This is a genomic window from Gammaproteobacteria bacterium (assembly GCA_014075255.1).
Classification (GTDB): Bacteria; Pseudomonadota; Gammaproteobacteria; order UBA4575; family UBA4575; genus JABDMD01.
Genome location: CP046178.1, coordinates 1,737,146 through 1,760,160, shown reverse-complemented (window position 1 = coordinate 1,760,160; position 23,015 = coordinate 1,737,146). Strand labels below are relative to the sequence as shown.

At 40.0% G+C, this 23,015-nt stretch carries 29 protein-coding genes and 1 tRNA gene; 20 read left to right on the top strand and 10 right to left on the bottom strand.

Annotated elements, in window-relative coordinates; all coding sequences use genetic code 11:
* Positions 1 to 29 precede the first annotated feature (29 nt).
* Positions 30 to 776, bottom strand: coding sequence for a ribonuclease PH (locus GKR92_08985; protein ID QMU61822.1), 747 nt, complete (start codon positions 774 to 776; stop codon positions 30 to 32).
* A gap of 121 nt (positions 777 to 897) precedes the next feature.
* Here GKR92_08985 and GKR92_08980 point away from each other — a divergent pair, with 121 nt between their 5' ends.
* From GKR92_08980 to GKR92_08960, 5 genes are all read left to right on the top strand, one after another.
* The gene (locus GKR92_08980) at positions 898 to 1,764 is read left to right on the top strand and encodes a YicC family protein (protein QMU61821.1); all 867 of its coding nucleotides are present in this window, start codon (positions 898 to 900) and stop codon (positions 1,762 to 1,764) included.
* Positions 1,765 to 1,777: 13 nt separating this feature from the next.
* Positions 1,778 to 2,287 (top strand): asparaginase, encoded by a 510-nt coding sequence (locus tag GKR92_08975; GenBank protein QMU61820.1) that lies wholly within the window; start codon positions 1,778 to 1,780, stop codon positions 2,285 to 2,287.
* 233 nt (positions 2,288 to 2,520) lie between these two features.
* Complete coding sequence (locus GKR92_08970; protein ID QMU62760.1) at positions 2,521 to 2,934, top strand: Hsp20 family protein; 414 nt, start codon at positions 2,521 to 2,523, stop codon at positions 2,932 to 2,934.
* 144 nt (positions 2,935 to 3,078) lie between these two features.
* Positions 3,079 to 4,029 (top strand): DnaJ domain-containing protein, encoded by a 951-nt coding sequence (locus tag GKR92_08965; GenBank protein ID QMU61819.1) that lies wholly within the window; start codon positions 3,079 to 3,081, stop codon positions 4,027 to 4,029.
* A 93-nt stretch (positions 4,030 to 4,122) separates the two neighbouring features.
* Entirely contained in the window at positions 4,123 to 5,475 is a 1,353-nt protein-coding gene (locus GKR92_08960) for a Do family serine endopeptidase (GenBank protein ID QMU61818.1), read from the top strand.
* Between the two features lie 6 nt (positions 5,476 to 5,481).
* Here the strand turns inward: GKR92_08960 and GKR92_08955 are convergent, their stop codons facing one another.
* Positions 5,482 to 5,796, bottom strand: coding sequence for a DUF2628 domain-containing protein (locus GKR92_08955; protein QMU61817.1), 315 nt, complete (start codon positions 5,794 to 5,796; stop codon positions 5,482 to 5,484).
* The gene (gene moaD, locus GKR92_08950; protein ID QMU61816.1) at positions 5,789 to 6,022 is read right to left on the bottom strand and encodes a molybdopterin converting factor subunit 1; all 234 of its coding nucleotides are present in this window, start codon (positions 6,020 to 6,022) and stop codon (positions 5,789 to 5,791) included. Before moaD ends, GKR92_08955 begins: the two co-directional genes overlap by 8 nt.
* A gap of 65 nt (positions 6,023 to 6,087) precedes the next feature.
* Here moaD and moaC point away from each other — a divergent pair, with 65 nt between their 5' ends.
* The 6 genes from moaC to GKR92_08920 all read left to right on the top strand — a co-directional run bounded on the left by moaC (position 6,088) and on the right by GKR92_08920 (position 10,747).
* Positions 6,088 to 6,567, top strand: a complete 480-nt coding sequence (gene moaC / locus GKR92_08945) for a cyclic pyranopterin monophosphate synthase MoaC (GenBank protein QMU61815.1) — start codon at positions 6,088 to 6,090, stop codon at positions 6,565 to 6,567.
* Between the two features lie 61 nt (positions 6,568 to 6,628).
* Positions 6,629 to 8,587, top strand: a complete 1,959-nt coding sequence (locus GKR92_08940) for an AsmA family protein (GenBank protein QMU61814.1) — start codon at positions 6,629 to 6,631, stop codon at positions 8,585 to 8,587.
* Positions 8,587 to 9,129 carry a hypothetical protein gene (locus tag GKR92_08935; GenBank protein QMU61813.1) on the top strand — a complete coding sequence of 181 codons (543 nt, stop codon included), beginning with the start codon at positions 8,587 to 8,589 and terminating at the stop codon, positions 9,127 to 9,129. The genes GKR92_08940 and GKR92_08935 overlap by 1 nt, the downstream gene beginning before the upstream one ends.
* 14 nt (positions 9,130 to 9,143) lie before the next feature.
* The gene (gene mutY, locus GKR92_08930; GenBank protein QMU61812.1) at positions 9,144 to 10,253 is read left to right on the top strand and encodes an A/G-specific adenine glycosylase; all 1,110 of its coding nucleotides are present in this window, start codon (positions 9,144 to 9,146) and stop codon (positions 10,251 to 10,253) included.
* Entirely contained in the window at positions 10,219 to 10,494 is a 276-nt protein-coding gene (locus GKR92_08925; protein QMU61811.1) for an oxidative damage protection protein, read from the top strand. Before mutY ends, GKR92_08925 begins: the two co-directional genes overlap by 35 nt.
* A 177-nt stretch (positions 10,495 to 10,671) precedes the next feature.
* A tRNA-Phe gene (locus GKR92_08920) sits at positions 10,672 to 10,747 on the top strand.
* 243 nt (positions 10,748 to 10,990) lie between these two features.
* On the opposite strand, the gene GKR92_08915 is transcribed toward GKR92_08920, so the two are convergent.
* The 5 genes from GKR92_08915 to GKR92_08895 all read right to left on the bottom strand — a co-directional run bounded on the left by GKR92_08915 (position 10,991) and on the right by GKR92_08895 (position 14,199).
* Positions 10,991 to 11,989 (bottom strand): diguanylate cyclase, encoded by a 999-nt coding sequence (locus GKR92_08915; protein QMU62759.1) that lies wholly within the window; start codon positions 11,987 to 11,989, stop codon positions 10,991 to 10,993.
* 383 nt (positions 11,990 to 12,372) lie between these two features.
* Positions 12,373 to 13,236, bottom strand: coding sequence for a MerR family transcriptional regulator (locus GKR92_08910; GenBank protein QMU61810.1), 864 nt, complete (start codon positions 13,234 to 13,236; stop codon positions 12,373 to 12,375).
* A 130-nt stretch (positions 13,237 to 13,366) separates the two neighbouring features.
* Positions 13,367 to 13,555, bottom strand: coding sequence for a hypothetical protein (locus tag GKR92_08905; GenBank protein ID QMU61809.1), 189 nt, complete (start codon positions 13,553 to 13,555; stop codon positions 13,367 to 13,369).
* Positions 13,556 to 13,627: 72 nt separating this feature from the next.
* Complete coding sequence (locus tag GKR92_08900; GenBank protein ID QMU61808.1) at positions 13,628 to 13,936, bottom strand: hypothetical protein; 309 nt, start codon at positions 13,934 to 13,936, stop codon at positions 13,628 to 13,630.
* Positions 13,937 to 13,959: 23 nt separating this feature from the next.
* The gene (locus GKR92_08895; protein ID QMU62758.1) at positions 13,960 to 14,199 is read right to left on the bottom strand and encodes a YHYH domain-containing protein; all 240 of its coding nucleotides are present in this window, start codon (positions 14,197 to 14,199) and stop codon (positions 13,960 to 13,962) included.
* 323 nt (positions 14,200 to 14,522) lie between these two features.
* Here GKR92_08895 and GKR92_08890 point away from each other — a divergent pair, with 323 nt between their 5' ends.
* From GKR92_08890 to GKR92_08860, 7 genes are all read left to right on the top strand, one after another.
* Positions 14,523 to 14,945: a hypothetical protein gene (locus tag GKR92_08890; protein QMU61807.1), complete on the top strand. Its 423-nt coding sequence runs from the start codon at positions 14,523 to 14,525 to the stop codon at positions 14,943 to 14,945.
* Between the two features lie 370 nt (positions 14,946 to 15,315).
* Positions 15,316 to 15,954, top strand: a complete 639-nt coding sequence (locus GKR92_08885) for an outer membrane beta-barrel protein (GenBank protein QMU61806.1) — start codon at positions 15,316 to 15,318, stop codon at positions 15,952 to 15,954.
* Positions 15,908 to 16,234, top strand: a complete 327-nt coding sequence (locus GKR92_08880; protein ID QMU61805.1) for a hypothetical protein — start codon at positions 15,908 to 15,910, stop codon at positions 16,232 to 16,234. The genes GKR92_08885 and GKR92_08880 overlap by 47 nt, the downstream gene beginning before the upstream one ends.
* Positions 16,235 to 16,390: 156 nt before the next feature.
* The gene (locus GKR92_08875; GenBank protein ID QMU61804.1) at positions 16,391 to 16,762 is read left to right on the top strand and encodes an HIT domain-containing protein; all 372 of its coding nucleotides are present in this window, start codon (positions 16,391 to 16,393) and stop codon (positions 16,760 to 16,762) included.
* A gap of 214 nt (positions 16,763 to 16,976) precedes the next feature.
* Positions 16,977 to 18,797 carry a translational GTPase TypA gene (gene typA, locus GKR92_08870; protein ID QMU61803.1) on the top strand — a complete coding sequence of 607 codons (1,821 nt, stop codon included), beginning with the start codon at positions 16,977 to 16,979 and terminating at the stop codon, positions 18,795 to 18,797.
* 39 nt (positions 18,798 to 18,836) lie between these two features.
* Positions 18,837 to 19,385 carry a formaldehyde-activating enzyme gene (gene fae / locus GKR92_08865; protein QMU61802.1) on the top strand — a complete coding sequence of 183 codons (549 nt, stop codon included), beginning with the start codon at positions 18,837 to 18,839 and terminating at the stop codon, positions 19,383 to 19,385.
* Positions 19,386 to 19,662: 277 nt separating this feature from the next.
* Positions 19,663 to 19,893: a hypothetical protein gene (locus GKR92_08860; protein QMU61801.1), complete on the top strand. Its 231-nt coding sequence runs from the start codon at positions 19,663 to 19,665 to the stop codon at positions 19,891 to 19,893.
* 56 nt (positions 19,894 to 19,949) lie between these two features.
* Here GKR92_08860 and GKR92_08855 read toward each other — a convergent pair whose 3' ends face one another.
* Entirely contained in the window at positions 19,950 to 21,317 is a 1,368-nt protein-coding gene (locus tag GKR92_08855) for a DUF3412 domain-containing protein (protein ID QMU61800.1), read from the bottom strand.
* Between the two features lie 89 nt (positions 21,318 to 21,406).
* Here GKR92_08855 and GKR92_08850 point away from each other — a divergent pair, with 89 nt between their 5' ends.
* Positions 21,407 to 21,694: a ferritin gene (locus GKR92_08850; GenBank protein ID QMU61799.1), complete on the top strand. Its 288-nt coding sequence runs from the start codon at positions 21,407 to 21,409 to the stop codon at positions 21,692 to 21,694.
* A 62-nt stretch (positions 21,695 to 21,756) separates the two neighbouring features.
* A complete protein-coding gene (locus GKR92_08845; GenBank protein QMU61798.1) occupies positions 21,757 to 22,509 on the top strand; it encodes an MBL fold metallo-hydrolase in 753 nt (250 codons plus the stop codon).
* A 14-nt stretch (positions 22,510 to 22,523) separates the two neighbouring features.
* Here GKR92_08845 and GKR92_08840 read toward each other — a convergent pair whose 3' ends face one another.
* The gene (locus tag GKR92_08840) at positions 22,524 to 22,901 is read right to left on the bottom strand and encodes a hypothetical protein (protein QMU61797.1); all 378 of its coding nucleotides are present in this window, start codon (positions 22,899 to 22,901) and stop codon (positions 22,524 to 22,526) included.
* Between the last annotated feature and the right edge of the window lie 114 nt (positions 22,902 to 23,015).

Genomic DNA, 23,015 nt, shown 5'->3' with positions numbered 1-23,015 from the left:
TGTTAGGTATGGCCTATTGAATTAACGAATTAGCTTAAACAAGCTTTCTGCTGCTGGATAATCTCTTGAATGCCTTTGTTGCCCAAGCCTAATAAGCTACCTAATTCATCTTGAGTAAATGCTTGTTGCTCTGCGGTGCCTTGAATTTCGATGAATGCTTGGTTGTCGTTCATCACAATATTCATATCGGTTTCAGCATCACTATCTTCAGCATAGTCGAGATCTAGGATCGGTACATTTTTATAAATACCTGCTGATATGGCAGCTATATAATGATTCACAGGGTCTTTCTTGAGATCGCCAGAGGCCAACATTTTTTGAATAGCATCGTAGAGCGCAACAAAGCCGCCTGATATAGAAGTAGTACGTGTGCCTCCGTCTGCTTGGATAACATCACAATCTATAGTGATTGAGTACTCGCCAAGCTGTTTTAGATCTACAGCTGAGCGCAGCGATCTGCCAATTAAGCGCTGAATTTCAAGTGTACGCCCACCTTGTTTGCCGCGAGAAGCTTCGCGCCCCATTCTGCTGTTCGTAGAACGTGGCAACATGCCATATTCTGCAGTGATCCAGCCTTGTCCTTTGCCTTTTAGAAACCTTGGTACTTGATCTGACACGCTGGCGGTGCATAGAACCTTGGTATCACCAAATTCTGCTAATACTGAACCTTCCGCATGCTTGGTATAGTTACGGGTAAAGCAGATATCGCGCATTTGGTCTGGTTGACGGCCGCTAGGTCGAGCGATGGTTGTACCTGATGTATTGGAAGAATTCATAAAACTACCTGGTGGAATTGCAAAGAGTCGCGCATTATACGCAAAAAATTTCCATAGTATTTCTACTTATAAGAAGACATGCTTATTTATGTAGTATGAGAATGTAAAAGGATAAAATTAAATGCTTTGTAGTATGACGGGGTTTGCCCGAGTTGAAGATGTATGTGATCAGGGTAATGTGAGCTGGGAGCTGCGGTCAGTTAATCATCGCTATCTAGAGATAAATTTTCGTCTACCTGAGGAAGTTCGCAGAATTGAGCCGCAATTGCGTAAGTTGCTTCAATCTAAACTTGCACGGGGTAAAGTGGACTGTACTTTTCGTTATCAATTGGCCGAGGCGCAAACGGCTGCACTAGAGATTAATGAGCCTCTACTAGAGAGTCTGATAAAACAGGTCAATCACGTAAATGAAAAGCTGCCACAAGCCACCCCAGCAGAGGCGGTGGATCTTCTTTCTTGGCCAGGCGTGGTACGTACTGCAGAAACAGATATGAACAGTTTTCATACAAGCTGTTTGGAATTATTCAAAAACGCAACTGATCAGCTTGTAGACATGCGCGGTACAGAGGGTAAGCGTTTAAAAAATATGTTACAAGAACGCTGCGATGAAATTACAAATATTGTTAAGCGTGTGCGAATACGTTACCCGCAAGTTTTGGAATCAATAAAACAAAAACAACAACAGCGCATTGATGATCTTAATGTGGATATGGATCAGCAACGTTTCGAGCAAGAGCTAGTATATGCATCGCAAAAATTAGATGTCGCTGAAGAGCTAGATCGGTTGGATAGTCATTTAACCGAAATGCAGACAATATTTGACCGCAAGGATCCTATTGGTAGACGTTTGGACTTTTTAATGCAAGAGTTTAATCGTGAAGCGAATACTCTGGCATCAAAGTCTGCAGATGTTGAGACCACGCAAGCCGCTGTAGATTTAAAAGTATTAATTGAACAGATGCGTGAACAAGTGCAGAACATAGAGTAAAAGTAGGTCATACATGTCAAATCAAGAGCATTCTAAAAATCATCAAGTCAAAATATTTTGTACCGGCGGTACGATTGATAAAGTTTATTTTGACGCATTAAGTGACTACCAGATTGGCGAGCCTGTAGTCGGTAATATCTTAAAAGAAGCGTTAGCTAAATTTTCTTTTGAAGTAATATCTATTCTTAAAAAAGATAGCTTGGAAATTACTGATCAAGATCGCGACATGATTTTTGATAAAGTATCTATGGATGCTTGCGAGCACATTTTAATTACTCATGGAACGGACACGATGATTGATACTGCACAACGTTTAGAAGAAATTAAAGATAAAACGATTGTCTTAACCGGAGCGATGCAGCCTGCACGTTTTCGCAATACCGATGCAATCTTTAATATTGGTTATGCAATTTCAGCCGCACAGCATTTACCGCATGGAATTTATCTTGCCATGAATGGTCAAATTTTCACGCCTGATGCGGTGCAAAAGAACCGTGCTGCAGCACAATTTGAAGCTACCTAGAATAGGGAAGTTACCGGTAACTGCATCCTCGGCAACTGCTCCTGCGTTGCTCTACCTCCTACATCCTTGTAGTCGTGCATTATCGGCATACATTACATCCCTGTAAATAAAAACTTTAAAAATAGCTAAATATTCACTTGAAAAGCCAAAATGAGCCCATATATTTTAACTATCAAAGTTAATTACTCTAATGTGAGGAGGCTAAAATGCTTGCACGAGTTTATCGAGATCCAATGGATTCCTTCCGCGAGTTTCGTGGAGAACTAGATCGTATATTTAATACTAATGCGGCTGCATATACCGATACCGATACCGATACAGAATGGGTGCCTGCTGTAGACATCAAAGAGGCTAAGGATGCCTATGAAGTGGTTGCAGATGTCCCGGGAGTTGATCCGAAAAATATTGATGTTTCAATTGAAGACAGTGTGCTAACCGTTAAGGGTGAGCGCAAGTCTGAAAGCAAGGATGAAGGTGAAGGATTCACCCGCACAGAGCGGGCCTACGGAAGCTTTTATCGTCGCTTTACGCTTCCAGATACTGTAGATGCAGAAAATATATCGGCTAAAACGGAACATGGTGTTCTTAAACTATATATTCCTAAAAAGGAAAAGGTATTGCCGAAGAAAATTTCGGTTGAAGGATGATCTGACTCAACACGGATGTGATTACATGGAAGTTCCCTGGAAATAGCAAAAGGGAATAGATAGGGAATATGGACAAGGCGCCGCGTTTATTCGCGGCGTTTTTATGTAAGGCTAGTGAAAATAGATTAGTATCATTGGGATCTTATGGAATACAAAGACTATTACAAAATACTTGATGTAGAGCGCGATGCAGAAGAAGCTGCAATTAAAACGGCTTACCGTCGTCTTGCGCGCAAGTATCATCCTGATGTTAGTAAAGAAGCAGATGCAGAAAAGAAATTTAAAGAAGTAGGCGAAGCCTATGAAGTGTTAAAAGATAAAGAGAAGCGTCAAGCATATGACCAACTAGGTGCGAATTGGAAGCAAGGGCAAAACTTTAATCCTCCGCCAGGTTGGGAAGATGTATTTTCAAATGCGGGTTCTTCTGGTCACGCAACGGGTGCAGGTTTTGGTGGTGCAGGTGACTTTAGTGATTTCTTTGAATCCATGTTTGGCGGTGGGTTTAATCAATCTGGTGGTTTTCAACAAGGTGGCTATCAGGCAAAAGGTGCTGATCAAAATGCGAATATCTCTATAACACTGGTAGATGCCTATGAAGGGGTTAAAAAAAATATTCGCCTGGGAAACAAGCAAACCGGTAACGGTCGTAATCTAGATATAAAAATTCCTGCTGGAATTACTTCAGGTAAGCGCATACGTCTCAGCGGGCAAGGTGGCCAAGGTGCAGGGGGTGGTCCAAATGGCGACCTGTATTTAGAAGTAACCATTACTCCACATCGACTATTTAAAATAGATGGGAAAAATATTTTACTAGATCTTCCGATTTCTCCTTGGGAAGCGGTATTAGGTGCGCAAGTTAAAGTGCCAACCTTAGGTGGGTATGTGGAAGCTAAAATTCCCGCAGGCTCACAGTCAGGAAAAAAACTACGATTAAAAAATCGAGGTCTTAAAGGTCAATCAAGTCAAGGCAGCCCTACAGGCGATCAGATTGTAACGTTGCAGATTGTTATGCCTGATAATGGTTCAGAAGTAGATAAGGAATACTTTGAGGATATGGCGAAGCGATTTGATTTTGATCCACGTCAAAATCTCTAACTCGTAGCTATGCTGCGAGTTTTATACACTAAGGGATCTTTATACATATAATAACGTCTTACTTGCAAGAATAACCAATAACAATTGTTCAATATGAAGCTACCTATCATTTGCAGTCTTATCTTATTAACGCTGTTGTTAAGTGCTACTAATGTTTTTGCTGGCTTACCCAATAGCGTAGACGGCCAACCGTTGCCAACGTTAGCGCCCATGTTGGAGCGTACGACTCCTTCAGTAGTAAACATTTCTACTACCGGCAAGGTAATGGTTCGAGGTCCATTTTTTGATGACCCGTTTTTCCGGCGATTTTTTGATGTGCCACAGCAACAACGCGAACGACGTACAACCGGATTAGGTTCTGGGGTGATTATCGATGCACGCAATGGTTACGTGGTTACTAATTCACATGTCATTGATAAAGCACAAGATATCGTGGTGACGTTGGAAGATGGCCAACGTTTTGATGCACAAGTGATTGGTAAAGATCCTGGTGCAGATATCGCAGTGATACAAATTGATGCTACAAATCTCAAAGAAATTTCTTTAGGAAATTCTGATGATTTGCGACAAGGCGATTTTGTTGTAGCGATTGGCAATCCATTTGGATTGGGCCAAACCGTGACTTCTGGAATTGTGAGCGCCTTAGGTAGAAGTGGGCTGGGGATTGAATCGTATGAAGATTTCATCCAAACCGATGCTTCGATTAACCCGGGAAATTCCGGTGGAGCATTAGTAAATTTACGCGGCGAGTTGATTGGAATTAATACGGCTATTTATGGGCCTAGCGGTGGCAACGTGGGGATTGGATTTGCCATACCCATGAACATGGCAAAGCAAATCATGCAACAACTCATTGAACACGGAGAAGTGAAACGTGGGCGTATAGGGTTTAGTGCGCAAGATTTAACGCCTGAACTAGCAGAAGCGTTCGGGATCAACCGAAATAAAGGGGTGGTGGCACGAGTTGAGGCTGATTCACCTGCTGATAAGGCTGGAATGAAAGTTGGCGATGTTATTATTGAAGTGAATGGCAAAGAGGTTCAAAGCTCCGGGCAGGTGAGAAATGAAATTGGTCTGCTACGTATTGGCAGCCATGTAAAAATTGAAGTACTACGTAACGGTAAATCACGCACCTTAACTGCAACCGTAGAGGATCAAGTAACCAATAGTGTAGCAGGTGTAAAACTTAGTAAACGTTTAGCGGGAGCAGAGTTTGGTGAGGTGAGAGAAGAAACTTCGCGGGGATCGATTTCTGGGATAGAGGTGCTAAGCGCCAGCGGTAAAGCCGCTTCAGCTGGATTGCGTAAAGGCGATATTATTCTGAGTGTGAATAAAAAACGCGTAAAAAGTATTGGTGATATGAAAACGGCTATTAAAAGAAATGCAGACGCAATGTTGCTAAACATTCAACGAGATTCGCGTGGTTTATTTTTATTAATTCAGTAAAAGCTTTTAGTCACTTTCATAACCTTTGTGAACAAGAGAGGCTTTTAACCATTGATTGCCTTTAAACCCTACATAGAGATGTATCAATAATAGTAATAGAGTCGGTATCAGTAGATAAAACTCTGGTAGCTTCTTAGCATCTATTAAATAAGCCATCACAACAGAGTGAAAAAAATAAACTGGGATATAGGTTAGTAAAACAAAAAGACCTTTAATCCAAAGTCCTCTGGATAATAACCAACCCCAAGCAAACACTAATCCGAAAAAAGTAAAACCGTTGCCGACATTAACTACGCGATGTTCGCGTTTATAATTAGCCACCCGTTACCGGCGGAAAAAATGCAACTTCATCTCCATCACAAACTTCTTTATCAAAGCTTGCATATTCTTGGTTGACAGCTACTAACAAGCGATCAGGTTTTTGCATGTTCTGGGTGGCATGCTTCCATACTTCTGTAACCGTGATGGTAGTTGTAAACGGTATATCATCGTGGCTGCGACCCATAGCTTCTCGCAAACTAGCAAAATATTTAACGTGAACTGACATCCTCTAAATATTAACCTCGAAATCTTTGTCTACAAACCGATCCGAAATGGTACCATTTACCTAACATGAGCAAACTAACCCACTTTAATAAAGAAGGTGAAGCCCACATGGTTAATGTGGGGGGGAAACCCGTGAGTCATCGTATTGCGGTTGCGGATGGCCGCATTCGTATGCAAACCGAAACCTTGAAGTTGGTGCAAACGGGTGGTCATAAAAAAGGTGATGTTTTAGGCATTGCACGCATTGCGGGCATTATGGGCGCTAAAAAAACCTCAGAGTTAGTACCGTTATGTCATCCTTTGGCGCTAACTTCAGTCGAAGTTGAATTTCATATCGAAGAAGCCCCGGCAGCAATTTATTGTAAAGCGACTGCAGAAACACGAGGGCAAACGGGTGTTGAAATGGAGGCAATAACGGCTGTTCAGGTTGCATTGTTAACGATCTATGACATGTGCAAGGCGGTAGACCGAGGTATGATTTTGCAAGATATCGCATTATTAAGTAAGACGGGTGGGAAATCAGGTACCTGGACGCGCAAATCATAAACTTATCGTTTAGTAAGTGGTCCATTAAAGAATAACTATAAGAGTAGTCAGGAGAACGACCATGAAAATAATTAAGTATCTTGTTATCGCGATCATTTTGTTGGTTGTGGTCGTGATTGGCGGCGGAGTATTTTTTCTTAGCACCTTAGACGTCAACAATTATAAGGAAGAAATTGCAAGTGAAGTTAAAAAGGCAACGGGAAGAGATTTAGTCATTACCGGGGGTATCAAGACTTCTTGGTGGCCGCTCGGCTTAAGTTTAGGTGAAACCACCTTTGGTAATGCACCTGGCTTTGGCGACACACCCATGGCTACTGTAGAAGAAGTTAGCATAAGTGTTGCAGTACTGCCTTTACTTAAGAGCAAAGTAGAAGCCTCTAAATTAATATTACATGGCTTAAAAGTGAACTTGCATAAAAATGCGCAAGGCGTTACCAATTGGGATGACTTAGTGTCTGAAGAGTCATCAAGTGAAGAAACATCAGATGGAAGTTCGGCAGCACCGGAATTGGTGATCAACGGAATTGATATTAGTGATGCAGAATTCCATTGGCAAGATGATCAAGTAGGCACCAAAATTCAAATTGCTCCGTTTAATTTAACTACGGGTGAATTAGGTGATGGCAAAGCGACTGATGTAAAGATGGATTTAAAACTGAAGAATGCTGAGCCAGTGATGGATGCAAGTTTAAAGATTGTTACTAAAGCATTGTTTGATTCAAAAGCACAAACCTTGAGTTTAAAAGATTTAGATGTGGAGCTGCATAGTACGGGTGAATCTTTTCCAAATGGTGCGATGGATTTAGATTTAAATTCTGATGTTAGTGGAAACTTTGCGACACAAAAATATGCGATGCAAAATACGCAGATAAAAATTTCTGGCACTGGAGATGCTTTCCCAGAGGGTAAGCTAGAGGTAGCGTTGCAAACTAATATTGATGCGGATGTTGCCAATGAAGCATTAAGTCTATCGTCGCTTGTAGTATCGATGTTAGATACACAACTAACAGGTAATGCATCCGTAAAATCGTTTAGCAAACCCGATGTTAAGTTTACTTTAGCATCTGAATTACTAGATTTAGATAAATTATTGCCAACTTCCAGTGCGGATGAAAAAGCAGAAAGCACCTCGGCAGATGAAAACGAACCGATTGAGCTGCCTACTAAAACATTGAGAGACATGCGCGTAAATGGTGATATAGCCGTCGGAAAATTAATAATTTCCGGCATGACCATGACGAACGTCAAAGCGACCGTGACAGCTAAGGGCGGTTTGCTGCAAGTCACTCCTATGTCGATGAATCTTTACGATGGAAGCATGAAAGGTAAGGCCAGTGTAGATGTACGTGGCGATAAACCAAAATATGCTTTGGCTACTGATATTGCTAATGTAGCCATCGATAAACTCAGTATTGATTTTCTAGGAGAAGAGCAAGCATATATAAGAGGTGCCAGTAATCTCGCATTAAATATTCATACTACGGGCAATAGTATTGCAGAACTTAAACAAGCGCTTGGGGGTAAAGTTAATCTTAAAGCGAATAATGGCGCATTACGCGATGAAAAGTTAGCGTCCAATGTTGAAAAAGCGGCGGCATTATTGAGGAAACGTGATGCTAAGCCGAGTGGAGAGGAATTGGTATTTGATGAATTGTTTGGTAGCTACAATATTGCCAATGGAGTGGCGACTAATAAAGACCTAACGTTTAAATCCCCGGTGGTTAATGCTAAGGGCGAGGGTACGATTGATATTGGAAAATCAAAAACAGATTATAAAATTGCGATAGGTTTATCGGACGAACCTGATAAATGTGGCGTACCTGTGAAGATTAAAGGGCCCTTTGAGGATCCAAAATATGGTTTGGATACAGAAGGTTTATTGAAGTGCACCTCTTCAGAGAAAATTGCAGAAAAGAAAGAAGAGTTAAAAGAAGAGTTCGAAGAGAAGAAAGAAGAAAAAGTAGAAGAGCTTAAAGAAAAATTTGGCGGCAAACTAAAAGATAAGCTCAAACTATTCTAATGAAATGCATGATATGCGTTTTGCTGTTTGGGCTAAACGTATGTGTGGTTACTCATGCAGTTGAAGTGAACGTGCGTTATGCGGATAAAACCTATTTTCTAAGCGCAGAATTTACAGTCGAAGCCGCGCCCGCGCGAGTGATGGAAATACTAACCGATTTCAAAAATATATCAGATCTTAATCCCTCTATTATCGAGAGTGAAATACAAGATTCGTCAATAGCAGACAGCCTGCGAGTAAGAACGGTAGTGCACGACTGTATTTTATTTTTTTGTAAAAGCATTACGCGGGTGGAAGATATTACTCAATTTGAAAATTCAAAACTTGAAGCTTTTATCCTTCCTTTGCTTAGTGATTTGCGTTCTGGTTACGCTGTGTGGGGACTCACACAACATTCGTTAGATACCGTGGTGAAGTATGATGCAAGTATGCAGCCAAAGTTTTGGATTCCTCCCATTATACGTTCCTATGTTTTGAAGAAAAAATTCAAACAACGCGTCATTGAAAGTGTCAAATTGCTGCAACAAAAAGCTAAAGAATAACAACTTATAACACAATGAAGAAAACCTTTAGCCAGCAGGTGTTGTATTGGTTTGAAGATCATGGCCGTAAAGATTTACCTTGGCAATGTGATCGTGATGCGTACAAAATTTGGGTGTCGGAAATCATGCTTCAACAAACGCGTGTAGATACGGTAATTCCTTATTACAAAAAGTTCATACAACACTTTCCTGATGTAAATACACTTGCTACTAGTGATATTGATGATGTGCTGCATCATTGGACAGGTCTGGGATATTATGCGCGCGCACGAAATTTGCATAAAGCTGCGCAGCAAATCTGTGCGTTACATGAAAGTAAGTTTCCAAAAGAAACTGAACAGGCTATTGCATTGCCTGGTATAGGTCGTTCGACTGCAGCAGCAGTTCTAGCGTTAAGTTATAACCAACCTCATGCCATTTTAGACGGCAATGTAAAACGAGTATTGGCGCGGTATTTTGCGCTAGAGGGTTGGCCAGGTGCGCGAGAAATAGAGCAACAACTTTGGCAGCATGCGGAATCTTTATTACCTTCCGAATCATTTGCTGAATATACACAAGCCATGATGGATTTAGGTGCGAAGCTTTGCACGCGTAGTAACCCAAATTGCAGTGCTTGTCCGGTCCAAGAAAACTGCATGGCTCTTGAGCAGCAGCGACAAAACGAATTACCCACACCCAAGCCATCTAAAAAAATCCCACAACGGGATGTGGTGGTAGCCATTATTCAAGACTATCAAGATGACTCGATTTGGTTGGGAAAGCGGCCACCGACAGGAATTTGGGGTGGGTTATATAGCTTTCCGGAATTTGAAGATAGCGCCAAGCTGGATGCTTGGCTGAGCCAGCATTATGAAAATAGCTCACCTCGTTCCAGGACATTGCCAGTAATTTCGCACACTTTTTCTCATTTTAAGCTCCATATGCATCCCAAACTCATTCAGATCAATAAAAAACCCAATGGTGTAATGGAAGACGATCTCGGGGTTTGGTATAAACTTACAGATCAAAAAGTTGGCCAAAAAATTGGCCTGGCAGCACCCGTAAAAAAGGTGTTAGAACAAGTCTTAAACTGTAACAAGGAACAACCTCATGGCGCGCATGGTGCAATGTGTGAAGCTCAATAAAGAAGCTGAAGGTCTCGAATACTTACCCTATCCAGGCGAGTTAGGTCAGAAAGTGTATGACAACGTCTCACAAGAGGGCTGGCAAATGTGGGTGGGTCACCAGACCATGTTGATGAATGAGTATCGCCTCACTCCAGTGGACCCTAAAGCACGTAAATTCCTAGAAGAAGAAATGGAAAAATTCTTTTTTGGTGAAGGCTCAGAAGCTCCTAAGGAATTTGTTGATCCTAACGCTAGATAAGGATTAGTTATCAAAAACGTATTGACTCACTATATAGAGCCACGTTTAATAGCCCGTTTTAAGTAAACATCCCGTCTTTGGCCTATGTAGCGGGGTCGTGTAGCGACAAGGTAGGCTAGGTTGAAAATAGTGTTTTCAATCTCCGCAATGTAAAAACGGGAACCCGTTTCAAAATTTGGCCGAGTAGCTCAGTTGGTAGAGCAGTGGATTGAAAATCCTCGTGTCGGTGGTTCAATTCCGCCCTCGGCCACCATTTATTCAATAATTTATAAAAGCTCTTGAGGTAAGAAGGCACAAACTTTTTGATTTTCCACCATTCTTCCACCAAGAAAAATTATACCTTTACGATAATTTGTATTTCTTCAGCGACTTTTCTCTAAGTACTAGATATTTAAGCAGTAGTTTAAGAGCAGGAATTTTTGTCTCAAAAGAATATGTTGTTTGAGTATCTTTTTTATCTACCTTTCTTAAAGTAACTGCAGCCCATGGTAGGGGTTCATGCAATTTTTATCTTTGATGAATGTAGCTGAACGACATTATTTTTTCGATTTTTAATCTCATATATTAAATCTTGTCCCTCATTTATCATGGCTTGAATTGAGCTATGTTTTAAAGCGTCGAATTCAACTGTGCAGTGGGTAAAGGCTATAGTGTATCCTTCCTTTACATTGTTGTTGTACACATCAATAAGTTTTTGAAATACTCTAATGCAATCTTCTGCTTGATTTTTATCTTTATTGCCAAGCAGTAAACCAAATTCATCGCTTCCAATTCTAGCGGGTACTTCACATGTTCTAAATGAATCTTTCAACATTTTTGTAAAACTTATTAAAAGTTTATCGCCTCTTGCATGACCAAATTCATCATTAATGGATTTAAAATTATCAATATCAAAGTATATAAGTGATGCTGGGAACCCATGTTGAATACACACATCCAGATTATTTTGAGCTAACATCTTAAAGCCACGGAGATTAAATATTTTTGTTAACTCATCATTGGTTGCAATATGCAGCATGGAAAGTTCTCGTTCTGCTATGCAACCTAAGTCTATTAGAGTTTGAGCATTCTTATCGTTTAGAGCTCTAGGCTTACTATCAATAATGCAGAAGGTACCAAGTCTTTCCCCGTTCATTGCCTTTAGCGGATACCCCGCATAAAAACGAATCCAGGGTTCACCTTGCACCAATGGATTATCATGAAAGCGTATATCACGTTTAGCATCACGGATTATGAAAATATCGTCGCTGTGAATAGCGTGACCACAAAATGAAATGTCACGGGGAGTTTCACTAACTTCTAAGCCAACGGATGACTTAAACCATTGCCTATTCTCATCTATAAGACTCACCAAAGCAGTGGGCACATTAAATACTTCTCTTGCTATACGCGTCAGACGATCAAAACGTTCCTCAGCGGGTGTGTCTAAAATCTTGAGTGCTTTTAATGTTTCAATTCTAGTGTCTTCGCTTAATGTAATTTTTGGCGTTTCCAATGCAGAACTCCCAAGAGTCATGAGTTATTCAATTATTATTAAATTCATATTTTGATGAATTACATCTAGTGAAGTTTTTTTGACTAGATAGCAAATATGTAACGGCATGAGAATACATTTCTGAAGAGATTATTAAGTAATAGATAGGTCCATAAACGGACATAGTTATTAGTTAAATATTACTTCAGACAGAAGTCGGGCGGACAAAACAGTGGGAAAATTTGCCGCTCTTTTCAATTGAAAGTCAGTCTTAACTCCACATATTCTTTCATAACTGCCCCGAGGAGGTGTAGTTCTCAGACCACTTAAAAATTATCGATCTTGTCTTCGAGAACACAATCCTTTTCGTGGAATGTATTATTGCTTAGGTGACAAAGGAAGTCCTAACTAGAAGGAACAGAAGTTTCAGTTCTCTCTAGTTGGAACTGGTACTGCAGTTTTGGAACTTTGCCATCGATAACAATCCCACTTACATCGTAGACTTCACTGCTTAGCTTTTTAATATGCTCTATACCTCGGTACTGATGCTCAGGCATCTCGTAGCATTTAAATAAGCTATCCGCTGAGATAGTTATCACTCCTACCAATTCGCCAAAAATAAAGCAGTTTCCTATGAAGCGAGAAACTTTAATATCATCCAAGATTGGAGGAACATGCATAACCACTTGGTTTTCAGGACCACCCGAATTAACAAAATCATTCCTGATGGTCCATATTTCTTCATCGTGCGTTATAGTCGATAAGCCAACTAAAGGTAATAATTCGCCATTCTCAGTTGCTGCTTCACCGTTAATGTTCCAAGTAGATTCTTCTAATAGATAAGTATTTTCTGATTCAGTTAAATTTGTAATCTGATAAACTTCATCGCTAAAAACTATATCCACTAGACTTACATCATCTGTGTTGCTGCATTTTGCTTCAATTATATTGAGTGCTCTCGTTATACGCGATGCATCAGAAAGTAGTTTCTTTATATCTCTACTCTTATTCCGTAGCACTGTTCTAATATCATCGATGTTATCTTTATGCTTATCGATCTCAATAATTTCTTTGATCTCAGTCAGGTTAAAGCCAAGAGCTTGAGCACGTTTTATGAACTCGACTTCTTTAATGGACTCGTTATTGTAAATTCGATAGCCCGATCTTCGCCTTTGAACGGGGAGTACTAGCCCCTGCTTTTCATAGTATCGAAGTGTATCGATATTAATTCCTGTTTCTTCAGATAGTTTCCCAATTTTGAATTCCATAGGATGACCTCAATTAGTGCATAGACTTTAAACTCTGGACCGGTACTAGAGTCAAGTGATTACGGAATGGAATTATTAAAGTTTTTAATGACACTTATACTTATATATGTGTCCAGATTTGGACCTATTGCTAGTATGAAGACTGGCTTACGTTTCCGCCGTAAAGTGAAATAGTTTCGTCGCTTGGATAGCCATACAGCTGAACATGGTCGCCATCACCTTCTCTCAGCGTGCCGATTATATTGCCGTCTTGATTAAGGTAGGCTCTGCCGTAAGCATATGTGCCATCTTCCATGAGAATTTCAAATTCCCATTCCATTAGGACATTTTCAGCGAATACGCTAGTTGAAAAAAATAATATTAATAATGAAATCCATTTCTAAGTTGGTTCCTATTCGTTTATATGAGTTAGTTCTATTGGTAGTCCGTAGTACCAGACTAAATTCTGTGCGCGATTAAAAAATTTGAAATCTTCTGGTTTTTTGTAAATCAGAACACATGCGCCCTTTCTGTTGGTAAACATGCCGTAATGTAACGCTTGTGTTAAGCATTCCGCCCATTTCTCAGCGAAGTCGAACTCGTAAGCCACATCTTTAGTTAAGCAATCGACACGCGTTTTGTCGCGCAGTGTTACCTCGGCCTTGCCTTTACATTCACGATCTACCACATCGCGCTCTGATGCATGGACTGCCGTGAGCATTAAAATTAAAGCAATCATGTATTTCATTTCTTTTTAACTTCGTATCCATGATCCTGTAAGTATTTAATATATTTTGCAGCCTTATCATCTTCACTTCCCTTGCACTGTTGTTGCTCAGGATGGCATGCACAATGTAGGTTCATACGGTGCACATGGTAGTTACCCGTCTTACGATTATTGTGGCCGCCACATGTATTTAGTCCACCGCCATGCGCAAGCACTTCACCTGTAGTAAATATTATAAGTAACGCAATCCATCGCATTAGTTTTTTCATTATGAATTTTCTTGTTCGGTAAATGTTGCTCTATTTATACCTAGAGCATTTGCATTTACGTTTGCTAATACCCTAAGCGTTTACGTTTAACTATTAACTGGTCGCCTATCATAAGTCTGTATATGTCCAGAGTTTATAAAGAATTATTTAATAAAAAATAAACATTGACTCTAGACTTAGGACAAGACACATACTTAATAAAAATTCTATTAACTATCATTAAGTTTTTAATTGTCCAAATTTGGACTAAGTCCTATGGAATCGAATTAACAGTATAAATAACCTAATTTAATTGATGATATGAATTACTGATGTTAACGAAGGAACAGTTGATTGCGATTGATAAATTGCGTGGATGCATTCATGCCGCACAACAATTTGTAAATAAAACATTTAATGCACATCATTTAGACATTTTATTTCTGATTAGTTTACAAAAAGGCATAACACGCAAACAAATTAATGAAGCGCTCGCTCCGCAAGCATTAACCACTACCAAACGTTATGTAGGAGATTTAACTAAATACGCCTTTGATCGTGACCGTGACAATAAACAACGACTACCGGGCTTTGATTTGATCTATGAAGAAGAAAATGAATTTGACAGTAAAACGAAACATCTTTTTCTCAATGAGCGCGGAGAAAAATTATGCGGTGTATTAGCCAATCGCGTATTAAGTGAGTTACCTACACTGAATGATCGAAAATATGAGAATTCTAACCAAGACTCTTGATTCACTATGCCATGTTTAAGTTCACGCATAACTATAACGCCTTTGTAGGGTTGGTCAATGAGAACCTTAAAAAAAGAAACGAACTTGCAGTGAAAGAAAATGATTTGGTTTATGTCAACAAATGGTTTCATGCACAAGCTACCGAACGCGCCGCATATATGAAAGCGGTAGAAGAAATTATTCACGTAAGAACACATCCGAAGGAAGACTAGGTAATTACTGATAAAAAACCATGAGTTTAGATCTCAGGTTCGTCAAATTAAGGGAGATAGATTCATTGTCCCCAACTCCAAACGAACCTGAGATCACCTTATGTCAACTGGTGTTAATGGACGTTGGAAATCACGTTAACTTAAATAGGGAGTAAGCAATGAAGATACATTTTGTATTGACGTTATTTCTAATATCCATAACTAGCACGATAACAATAGCCCATGCTGAAAGATCAGACACGGGATTTTATGCAGGCGTCGGGGTAAGTCAAAATTACTTTGACGTGGACGATCTCGAGGATGATTTAGAGGGCATAGCTGGTCCTCCATTTTCAGCAGACATAGACGACGATGATACAGGATTCAAAGTTTTTGCAGGGTATAACTTTGTTAAGAACTTTGGTTTCGAAATTGGCTATCACGATTTAGGTTCTCTTGATGGTGAAGTGAATGCTACTGGTGCTGCTGTTGATTTAGCAACAACAGAAGTTGACGACATACAAGCATTCAGTGCAAAACTTATTGGCAGATATCAAGTATCTAACTATGACTTCTTTGCAAGTGCTGGCATTGCGTTTATCGAAGCAGATGCAGAGATAGTCGTAGATCCTTCAGGTCTTGCCGGTGGGCCGCTAGTTGCATCAGATGATTTTGATGATGAAGTATTCACATTCGGTGCTGGCGCTACTTGGTATTCCCAAAGTGGCTTTGGTATCCGAGGTGAGTGGGAGTATTTCGATGAGTTTGAAGATGTGTCAACCAACAGTTTCACGCTTGGCATTTTATATAACTTTTAAACTGAGTTATGTCGCGCTGAGTGTTGTGTATGTCAGGACTTATTTCCAACGTCCATCTGGTGTACAGCTTTGGCGTGACACCTATTTAATTAGGTTTATTGCATCTGGGAATCTCCACCTTGAGGTTAAGTTGATATTCCAACAACTTATCCCAGGTGCGATTTTATTCAATAGGTACGGTGTAAGTCGGGTTCATATACGTCGTTTGGGTGGGCATGGCGGTGGAAAGATGGATACCAGTAAGCACGTGAGCTGTAACACCTGTGCAGGCTTGGTGTGATACTAAATGATCGGTGGAGGGTACATCCTCGTGTAGATGGTTCAATTGCTCACTACGTCCATGTAGTTTACCCTTCAGGTCAGTCTATGGCTGTTCAAAAATTGCTCCTGGCAATTTTGTCCTTCAGGCCTCCATTCAAATTTTATATTACTTGCTATGTCTACCGATTGTATTTTTTGTAGAAAACTTGATCTTGTTTATCAGGGTGATCTAACGTTTATTAGTCAGGATAAATATCCTGCATCTCCTGGCCACCTGCTTATCATTCCAAACCGACATGTACCCAACTACTTTGATTGCATGCATGAAGAAATAACAGAGTTATGGGAGAACGTACATCGTGCTAAGCAAATGGTGGAAAAAGATCACCAGCCAGATTCCTATAATATTGGTATTAATGTAAGTAAAATTGCGGGGCAATCTGTACCGCATACTCATATTCATTTGATCCCTAGATATGAGGGAGATGTTGAAGACCCTAGGGGTGGGATTAGGAATGTGATTCCGGCAAAAAGAACCTACAAATAATATATTTTTAGATTATTTGGCACAATTAATAAGTCTTATATCGTCATTTCCGACGAAACGTTAGTTTAACTTCACATTTTAGGCATATTTGGGTGATTCCAGCGCTGCTCTATTCAGAATGAAATGTACTATTTTCAGACAGATTCAGGCATATTTCAGCCCCGGCTAGAGGCTGGGCCACTGATTATCAAATTCAAAAACACTGGAATTAATTTTGTCTGAATCGTTAAGAAATATTGCAATTATTGCTCACGTAGATCATGGAAAAACCACTCTGGTTGATAAGTTATTAGCACAGTCTGGCACCTTGGATCGTAAAAGCATGGATGCGGAGCGCGTCATGGATTCTAATGACCAAGAGCGTGAGCGTGGTATTACTATTCTGGCAAAAAATACTGCGATCTCATGGAAAGATCATCGTATAAATATTGTGGATACACCTGGACATGCTGATTTTGGTGGTGAAGTAGAACGTGTGTTATCGATGGTGGATAGTGTTTTATTGTTAGTGGACGCAGTTGACGGGCCTATGCCGCAAACTCGTTTTGTTACGCAAAAAGCATTCGAGCGTGGTTTAAAACCTATCGTCGTTATCAATAAAGTAGATCGTGATGGTTCGCGGCCTGACTGGGTAGTAGACCAAGTATTTGATTTGTTTGATCGCTTAGGCGCGACAGACGAACAATTAGATTTTCCCGTCGTGTATGCCTCAGCATTGGAAGGTATTGCAGGGTTGGAAGTAGATGCCATGCATGAAGACATGACGCCGATGTTAGATTTAATTATTGATAAAGTGCCTGCGCCAGAAGTGAATTCAAGTGGCCCATTGCAAATGCAAATTAGCGCGCTGGACTACAACAGCTATGTTGGCGTGATTGGTGTAGGCCGTATCACTCGAGGAGTGATCAAAAGAAATATGCAAATTGCTATTGCAAGCTCAGATGATAAATCTCGCAATGGAAAAATTCTCAACGTAATGACCTACCATGGCTTAGATCGTGTAGATGTAGAGCAAGCTGAAGCTGGCGAGATTATATGTATCACTGGCATCGACGGTTTAAATATCTCGGACACCATTTGTTCTCCCGATGCGATCGAAGCTATGCCGCCGTTATCTGTAGATGAACCTACGATCAGCATGACGTTTCAAGTGAACGACTCACCGTTTGCTGGACAAGATGGAAAATATGTAACCAGTCGTAATATTAGAGAAAGGCTAGATAAAGAGTTGATTCATAACGTGGCTTTACGCGTAGCAGAGGGCGACACAGCGGATAAGTTTAAGGTATCTGGGCGTGGTGAATTGCACTTAAGTGTATTAATCGAATCGATGCGTCGTGAGGGTTTTGAGTTGGGTGTATCGCGACCTGAAGTGATACGCAAAGAGATTGATGGAGTCATGCACGAACCGTATGAGCAGTTGGTGATTGATTGTGAAACGGAACATCAGGGCTCAGTGCTTGAAGAACTTGGTGAGAGACGTGCTGAAATTAAAAATATGGTGCCAGATGGTAAAGGCCGAATTCGACTTGAATTTATTGTTCCTGCACGCGGATTGATTGGGTTTCGTTCCCAGTTTATGACGATGACATCAGGTGGTGGAATCATGACGCATATATTTGATCATTATGGACCCGTGAAGGCTGGTCCGGTTGCTAAGCGTCAAAATGGCGTATTGGTTTCAATGGTGTCAGGTAAAGCGCTTGGTTATTCACTCTATGCATTACAAGAAAGAGGGCGTTTAATCATTGGTCCTGCGATTGAAGTATATGAAGGTATGATAATTGGTATTCATAACCGCGATAACGATCTAGCCGTGAATCCAATTAAAGGGAAACAGCTGACAAATGTTCGTGCCTCTGGAACGGATGAAGCGATTACCTTGACCACTCCAATTAAACATACTCTTGAACAAGCCCTTGAATTTATCGAAGAAGACGAGCTTGTTGAAGTAACGCCAAATCATATACGTCTACGTAAAAAATACCTTAAAGAGATTGAGCGTAAACGTGCGGGCCGAAGTGCTGCAGCTTAAATAAAATTAAGTTTTTAAATTATATAGGAGAGCGATAACATGTCTGGAAGAATTGGAATGCGAGTAGGTGAATCATTAGTTGCTGGTGGCCCAGCGGGAACTGCTGCGGAGCCAGAAGTTGTAATTGGTGAGCTAGATGGTCCTGTAGGCACAGCATTTGCAACATTACTTGGAGACCAAGTTAAGGGTCATTCAAGAGTACTTGCAATCATGAATACAGATATCCAAGTTCGCCCTGCAACCTTGATGGTAAGTAAAGTAACGGTTAAAGACGAGCGCTATACCAATATTTTAATGGGCACGGTTCAAGGCGCGATAGCAAATGGTGTATTAGATGCAGTGCGTGCAGGCGACATCCCTAAAGAAAAAGCAAATGATATTGGTATTATTGTATCGGTTTGGTTGAATCCTTTAGTAGCCAAAGCGGATGACTTAGATCATAAAATTTTATTTGATATCCATCGTAAAGCGATGGCAAGCGCTATTCATAAAGCAATGAATAATGAACCCAGTATTGATTGGTTGTTAGAGAACCAAGAAGAGATTACACATAAGTATTATCAAATGGGTTTGGATGGGAAGATATAAATATATTTTTGCACTAGTCGTACACATGGATGTGCATAACGTATGTTTGTAGGTTGAAAGTAGAATTAGCAATACTCAAGCTAATTATTTTATTGAATTTCTATTCATAACTAGCTGTAATTTCGATAGTTGTTGTGTGCAACCACTGGTAGCTTAGTTTCTACTAAATATCGGTAAGCCTCTAAAGTTTCTAAAAGGCATATGTATACTATAAATATTATAAGTATTTGTATTTAATATACTTATTTTTAATTTTCGAGAGCAAGGTTGGTATTCAATGTCGGATAGTTCTGCAGAAATTGAATCATTAAATGGTTTAGATACTGCTATGTTAAATAACCAGGGTTGGCATTTGGTGACGCATTTTCGTGTGCGAGAGGGCACTGATGGCTCTAAAGCTTATAACTATGCTGTTGATAAAGTTCAGAACCATAATCGGCATGCAGGGATACGAACTATTATTAGGGGTGGTGTTACTTACCACGAGATTTGGGACTTTTGGAAGTAACGATTGTTGTATTTTTAGTGCGTTACATCGCTAAGTTAAAAGCCTCTTTTTTTTATTCATTCAATTTCATAGCAAGGTATGTAGCCGTTACTTGAAATTTTCATTCGCTGCATAGCTGCAAAAGATTCTAATAATAAAGATAAAGGTTTCAATATTTCCTGATCACCTTTGATTTTAAATGGACCATTTTCTTCTATAGCTTTAATACCTTCTTCTTTTACATTGCCCGCAACGATCCCTGATAAGGCGTTACGAATGTTTGCGGCAAGCTGATATTTTTCTTGATTAAAGTGTAGCTGTAAGGCCAGCATATTCTCATGGTTAGGAATAAAGGGCACTTGCATCATTGGGTCTATGTTGAGTGTCCAATTAAAGTAGTAAGCGTCATTTTTATTTTCACGATATTTTCTGACTTTTTTAATACCATTTTGAACTTCTTTGGCAACCGCTTCAGAATCTGCAATGATAAGTTTATAAAACTTTTGGGCTTCTTTGCCTAAAGTGCTTAAGATAAAGTTATCTATTTCCATAAAATAATCTTTTGCACTTTCTGGTCCGGTAAAAATTAATGGGAAAGGAATATCCCGATTACTCGGATGCATTAAAATACCGAGGGTATAGAAAATTTCTTCTGCAGTGCCAACGCCGCCAGGAAACACGAGCATGGCATGTCCAAGACGTACAAATGCTTCTAAACGTTTTTCAATGTCAGGTAATATAACCAAGTCATTCACTATGGGGTTAGGTGGCTCAGCAGCAATAATTCCGGGCTCGGTTAGTCCTAAATACTGTGAGCTTCTGATGCGTTGTTTGGCATGCCCAATGGTGGCACCTTTCATTGGACCTTTCATTGCGCCGGGGCCACAACCTGTGCATATATTTAAGCCACGTAAGCCTAATTCGTAGCCTACTTCTTTAGAATAATCATATTCTTTTCTGCCAATTGAGTGGCCACCCCAACAAACGACTAAGTTAGGTTCTGTGTTGGGTTGCAGTACATCTGCATTACGAAGAATGTGAAATACCGCATCAGTGATTCCTTCTGAGGTATTCAAATCCAGTTTAGGGTTTGAATATATTTCATCATTTACATAAATAATATCTCGTAATACTGCAAATAGATGTTCACCAATACCTTTAATTATAGTGTTGTCGACAAATGCGCTGGCAGGTGCATTTTTTAATTTTAGGCTAATACCTTTTTCTTCTTGAATTAAGATGATGTCAAATGATTGATATCGTTCTAATAATTCTTTCCCATCATTAAGAGGATTTCCACAATTCAGTACTGCTAGTGAGGAATTACGAAATAGTCTGTATAAACCACCTTGGCTAGTGTCGAGTAATCGACTTACTTCAATTTTAGATAAAACATCCAATTGCCCATCGGGATAGACATGTGCATCGATAACTTCGTAATTCATTTTATAGCTTTTTTTATGAGAAAATATTTATAGTCTAGTAAACTAAATGCTAGAAATGTGATCTGTTATTAAATATTAAGGAGTTCGGCATGGCAAATGAAGGTTATCATGAACCAATAGGTGAAATATCGGATGAAACGCGTGACATGCACCGTGCGATAACATCTTTAATGGAAGAGCTCGAGGCCGTGGATTGGTATAACCAACGTGTAGATGCTTGTAAAGACGCTGACTTGAAAGCCATCCTAGCGCATAACCGTGATGAGGAAAAAGAGCATGCAGCAATGGTATTGGAATGGATACGTCGCAAAGACCCTGTCATGGATAAAGAGTTAAAAGATTATCTTTTCACTGATAAAGAAATCGCTCATAAATAACGGTTTAAAACTCTAGTGAGCATGAAAGATTGCTTGAATCTAAAATATATTAATAGAAAGTTATGATTTTTCGCCAACTATTTGAACCTAGTTCCTCTACCTATACTTATCTTGTTGCTTGCCAAGAGCAAGGTGTTGTTGCGTTAATTGATCCTGTATTAGAAACGATGAAGCGAGATCTAGAGCTCATTCAACAGCTAGGGTTGAAGCTCACGTACACGATCGATACACATATCCACGCAGACCATCTCACTAGCGCAACTAAGCTTAAGGCGGTAACTGGAAGTGAAATTGTTTATCCTAAACAAGCTGAGTTGCCTTGTGCAGATATTCAGATAGAAGAGGGTAAGGTTTTCCGTATTGGCTCAGTAGAACTACATCCATTATTTACGCCGGGACATACAGATCATCACTATGCATATTTAATAGATCATGCACCGCAACAGATGGTGTTTACAGGCGATGCCTTGCTAATAGATGCGTGTGGCCGAAACGATTTTCAATCTGGTGATGCAGGAATGCTATTTGATAGTATTCAACAAAAGTTGTTTACGTTGTCTGATGAAACCTTAGTCTATCCTGGGCATGATTATTCTGGACATCATATTAGTAGTATTGCGCAAGAGAAGGCGCGCAATCCAAGGCTGGGAAATGATATGCCAAGAAATGAATTTATACATATGATGGACAGCTTAGATTTACCGTACCCAAGAAAAATAGATTTCGCGGTTCCCGGAAATGAAGCTTGTGGGGTATGTCCACCTAATGTACCTGAAGAAATGCGTAGTCCATGCGAAGTGCATGATCAGGGCTGATCTAAATAATAAATTTATTGCTCGTAGTTACAGGTGCCATAAAACTGGCTGGGGATAAGTTCACTATCTAAAATCGTATTCCTGCTATGCGCTGTTTTGCCATGGATATCAACAGTCGTTGTGAGTACATTGCCGCGTTCATTAACTTCGATAAAAGTAAACCCGCCACCGCTAGGATATAAATCCACATCCGTTACGCCTGTTTTACGAATAATCTGTGCTTCACTGGTCTCAGTATCTACCGTGAATACTAATTGCATGATCTCAATAGCTTGTTCAACTCTTTGAATGGATGCGAAGGCGTCGTAATCGCATGTAATGGTGGTCACTGCTGAATATGCATGTTGAACAGTCATACAATACAAGAAAATGGTGAATATAAATGCTTTCATAGTCATAAGCATGTAAATACGAGAGTGCGGCTTAAAAGATATATCGGCCAATAGGCTGTAATCTGTAACAAATAGTAGTATGTGTTTTCTAAGTTATTGGTGGTGTTACAGAGC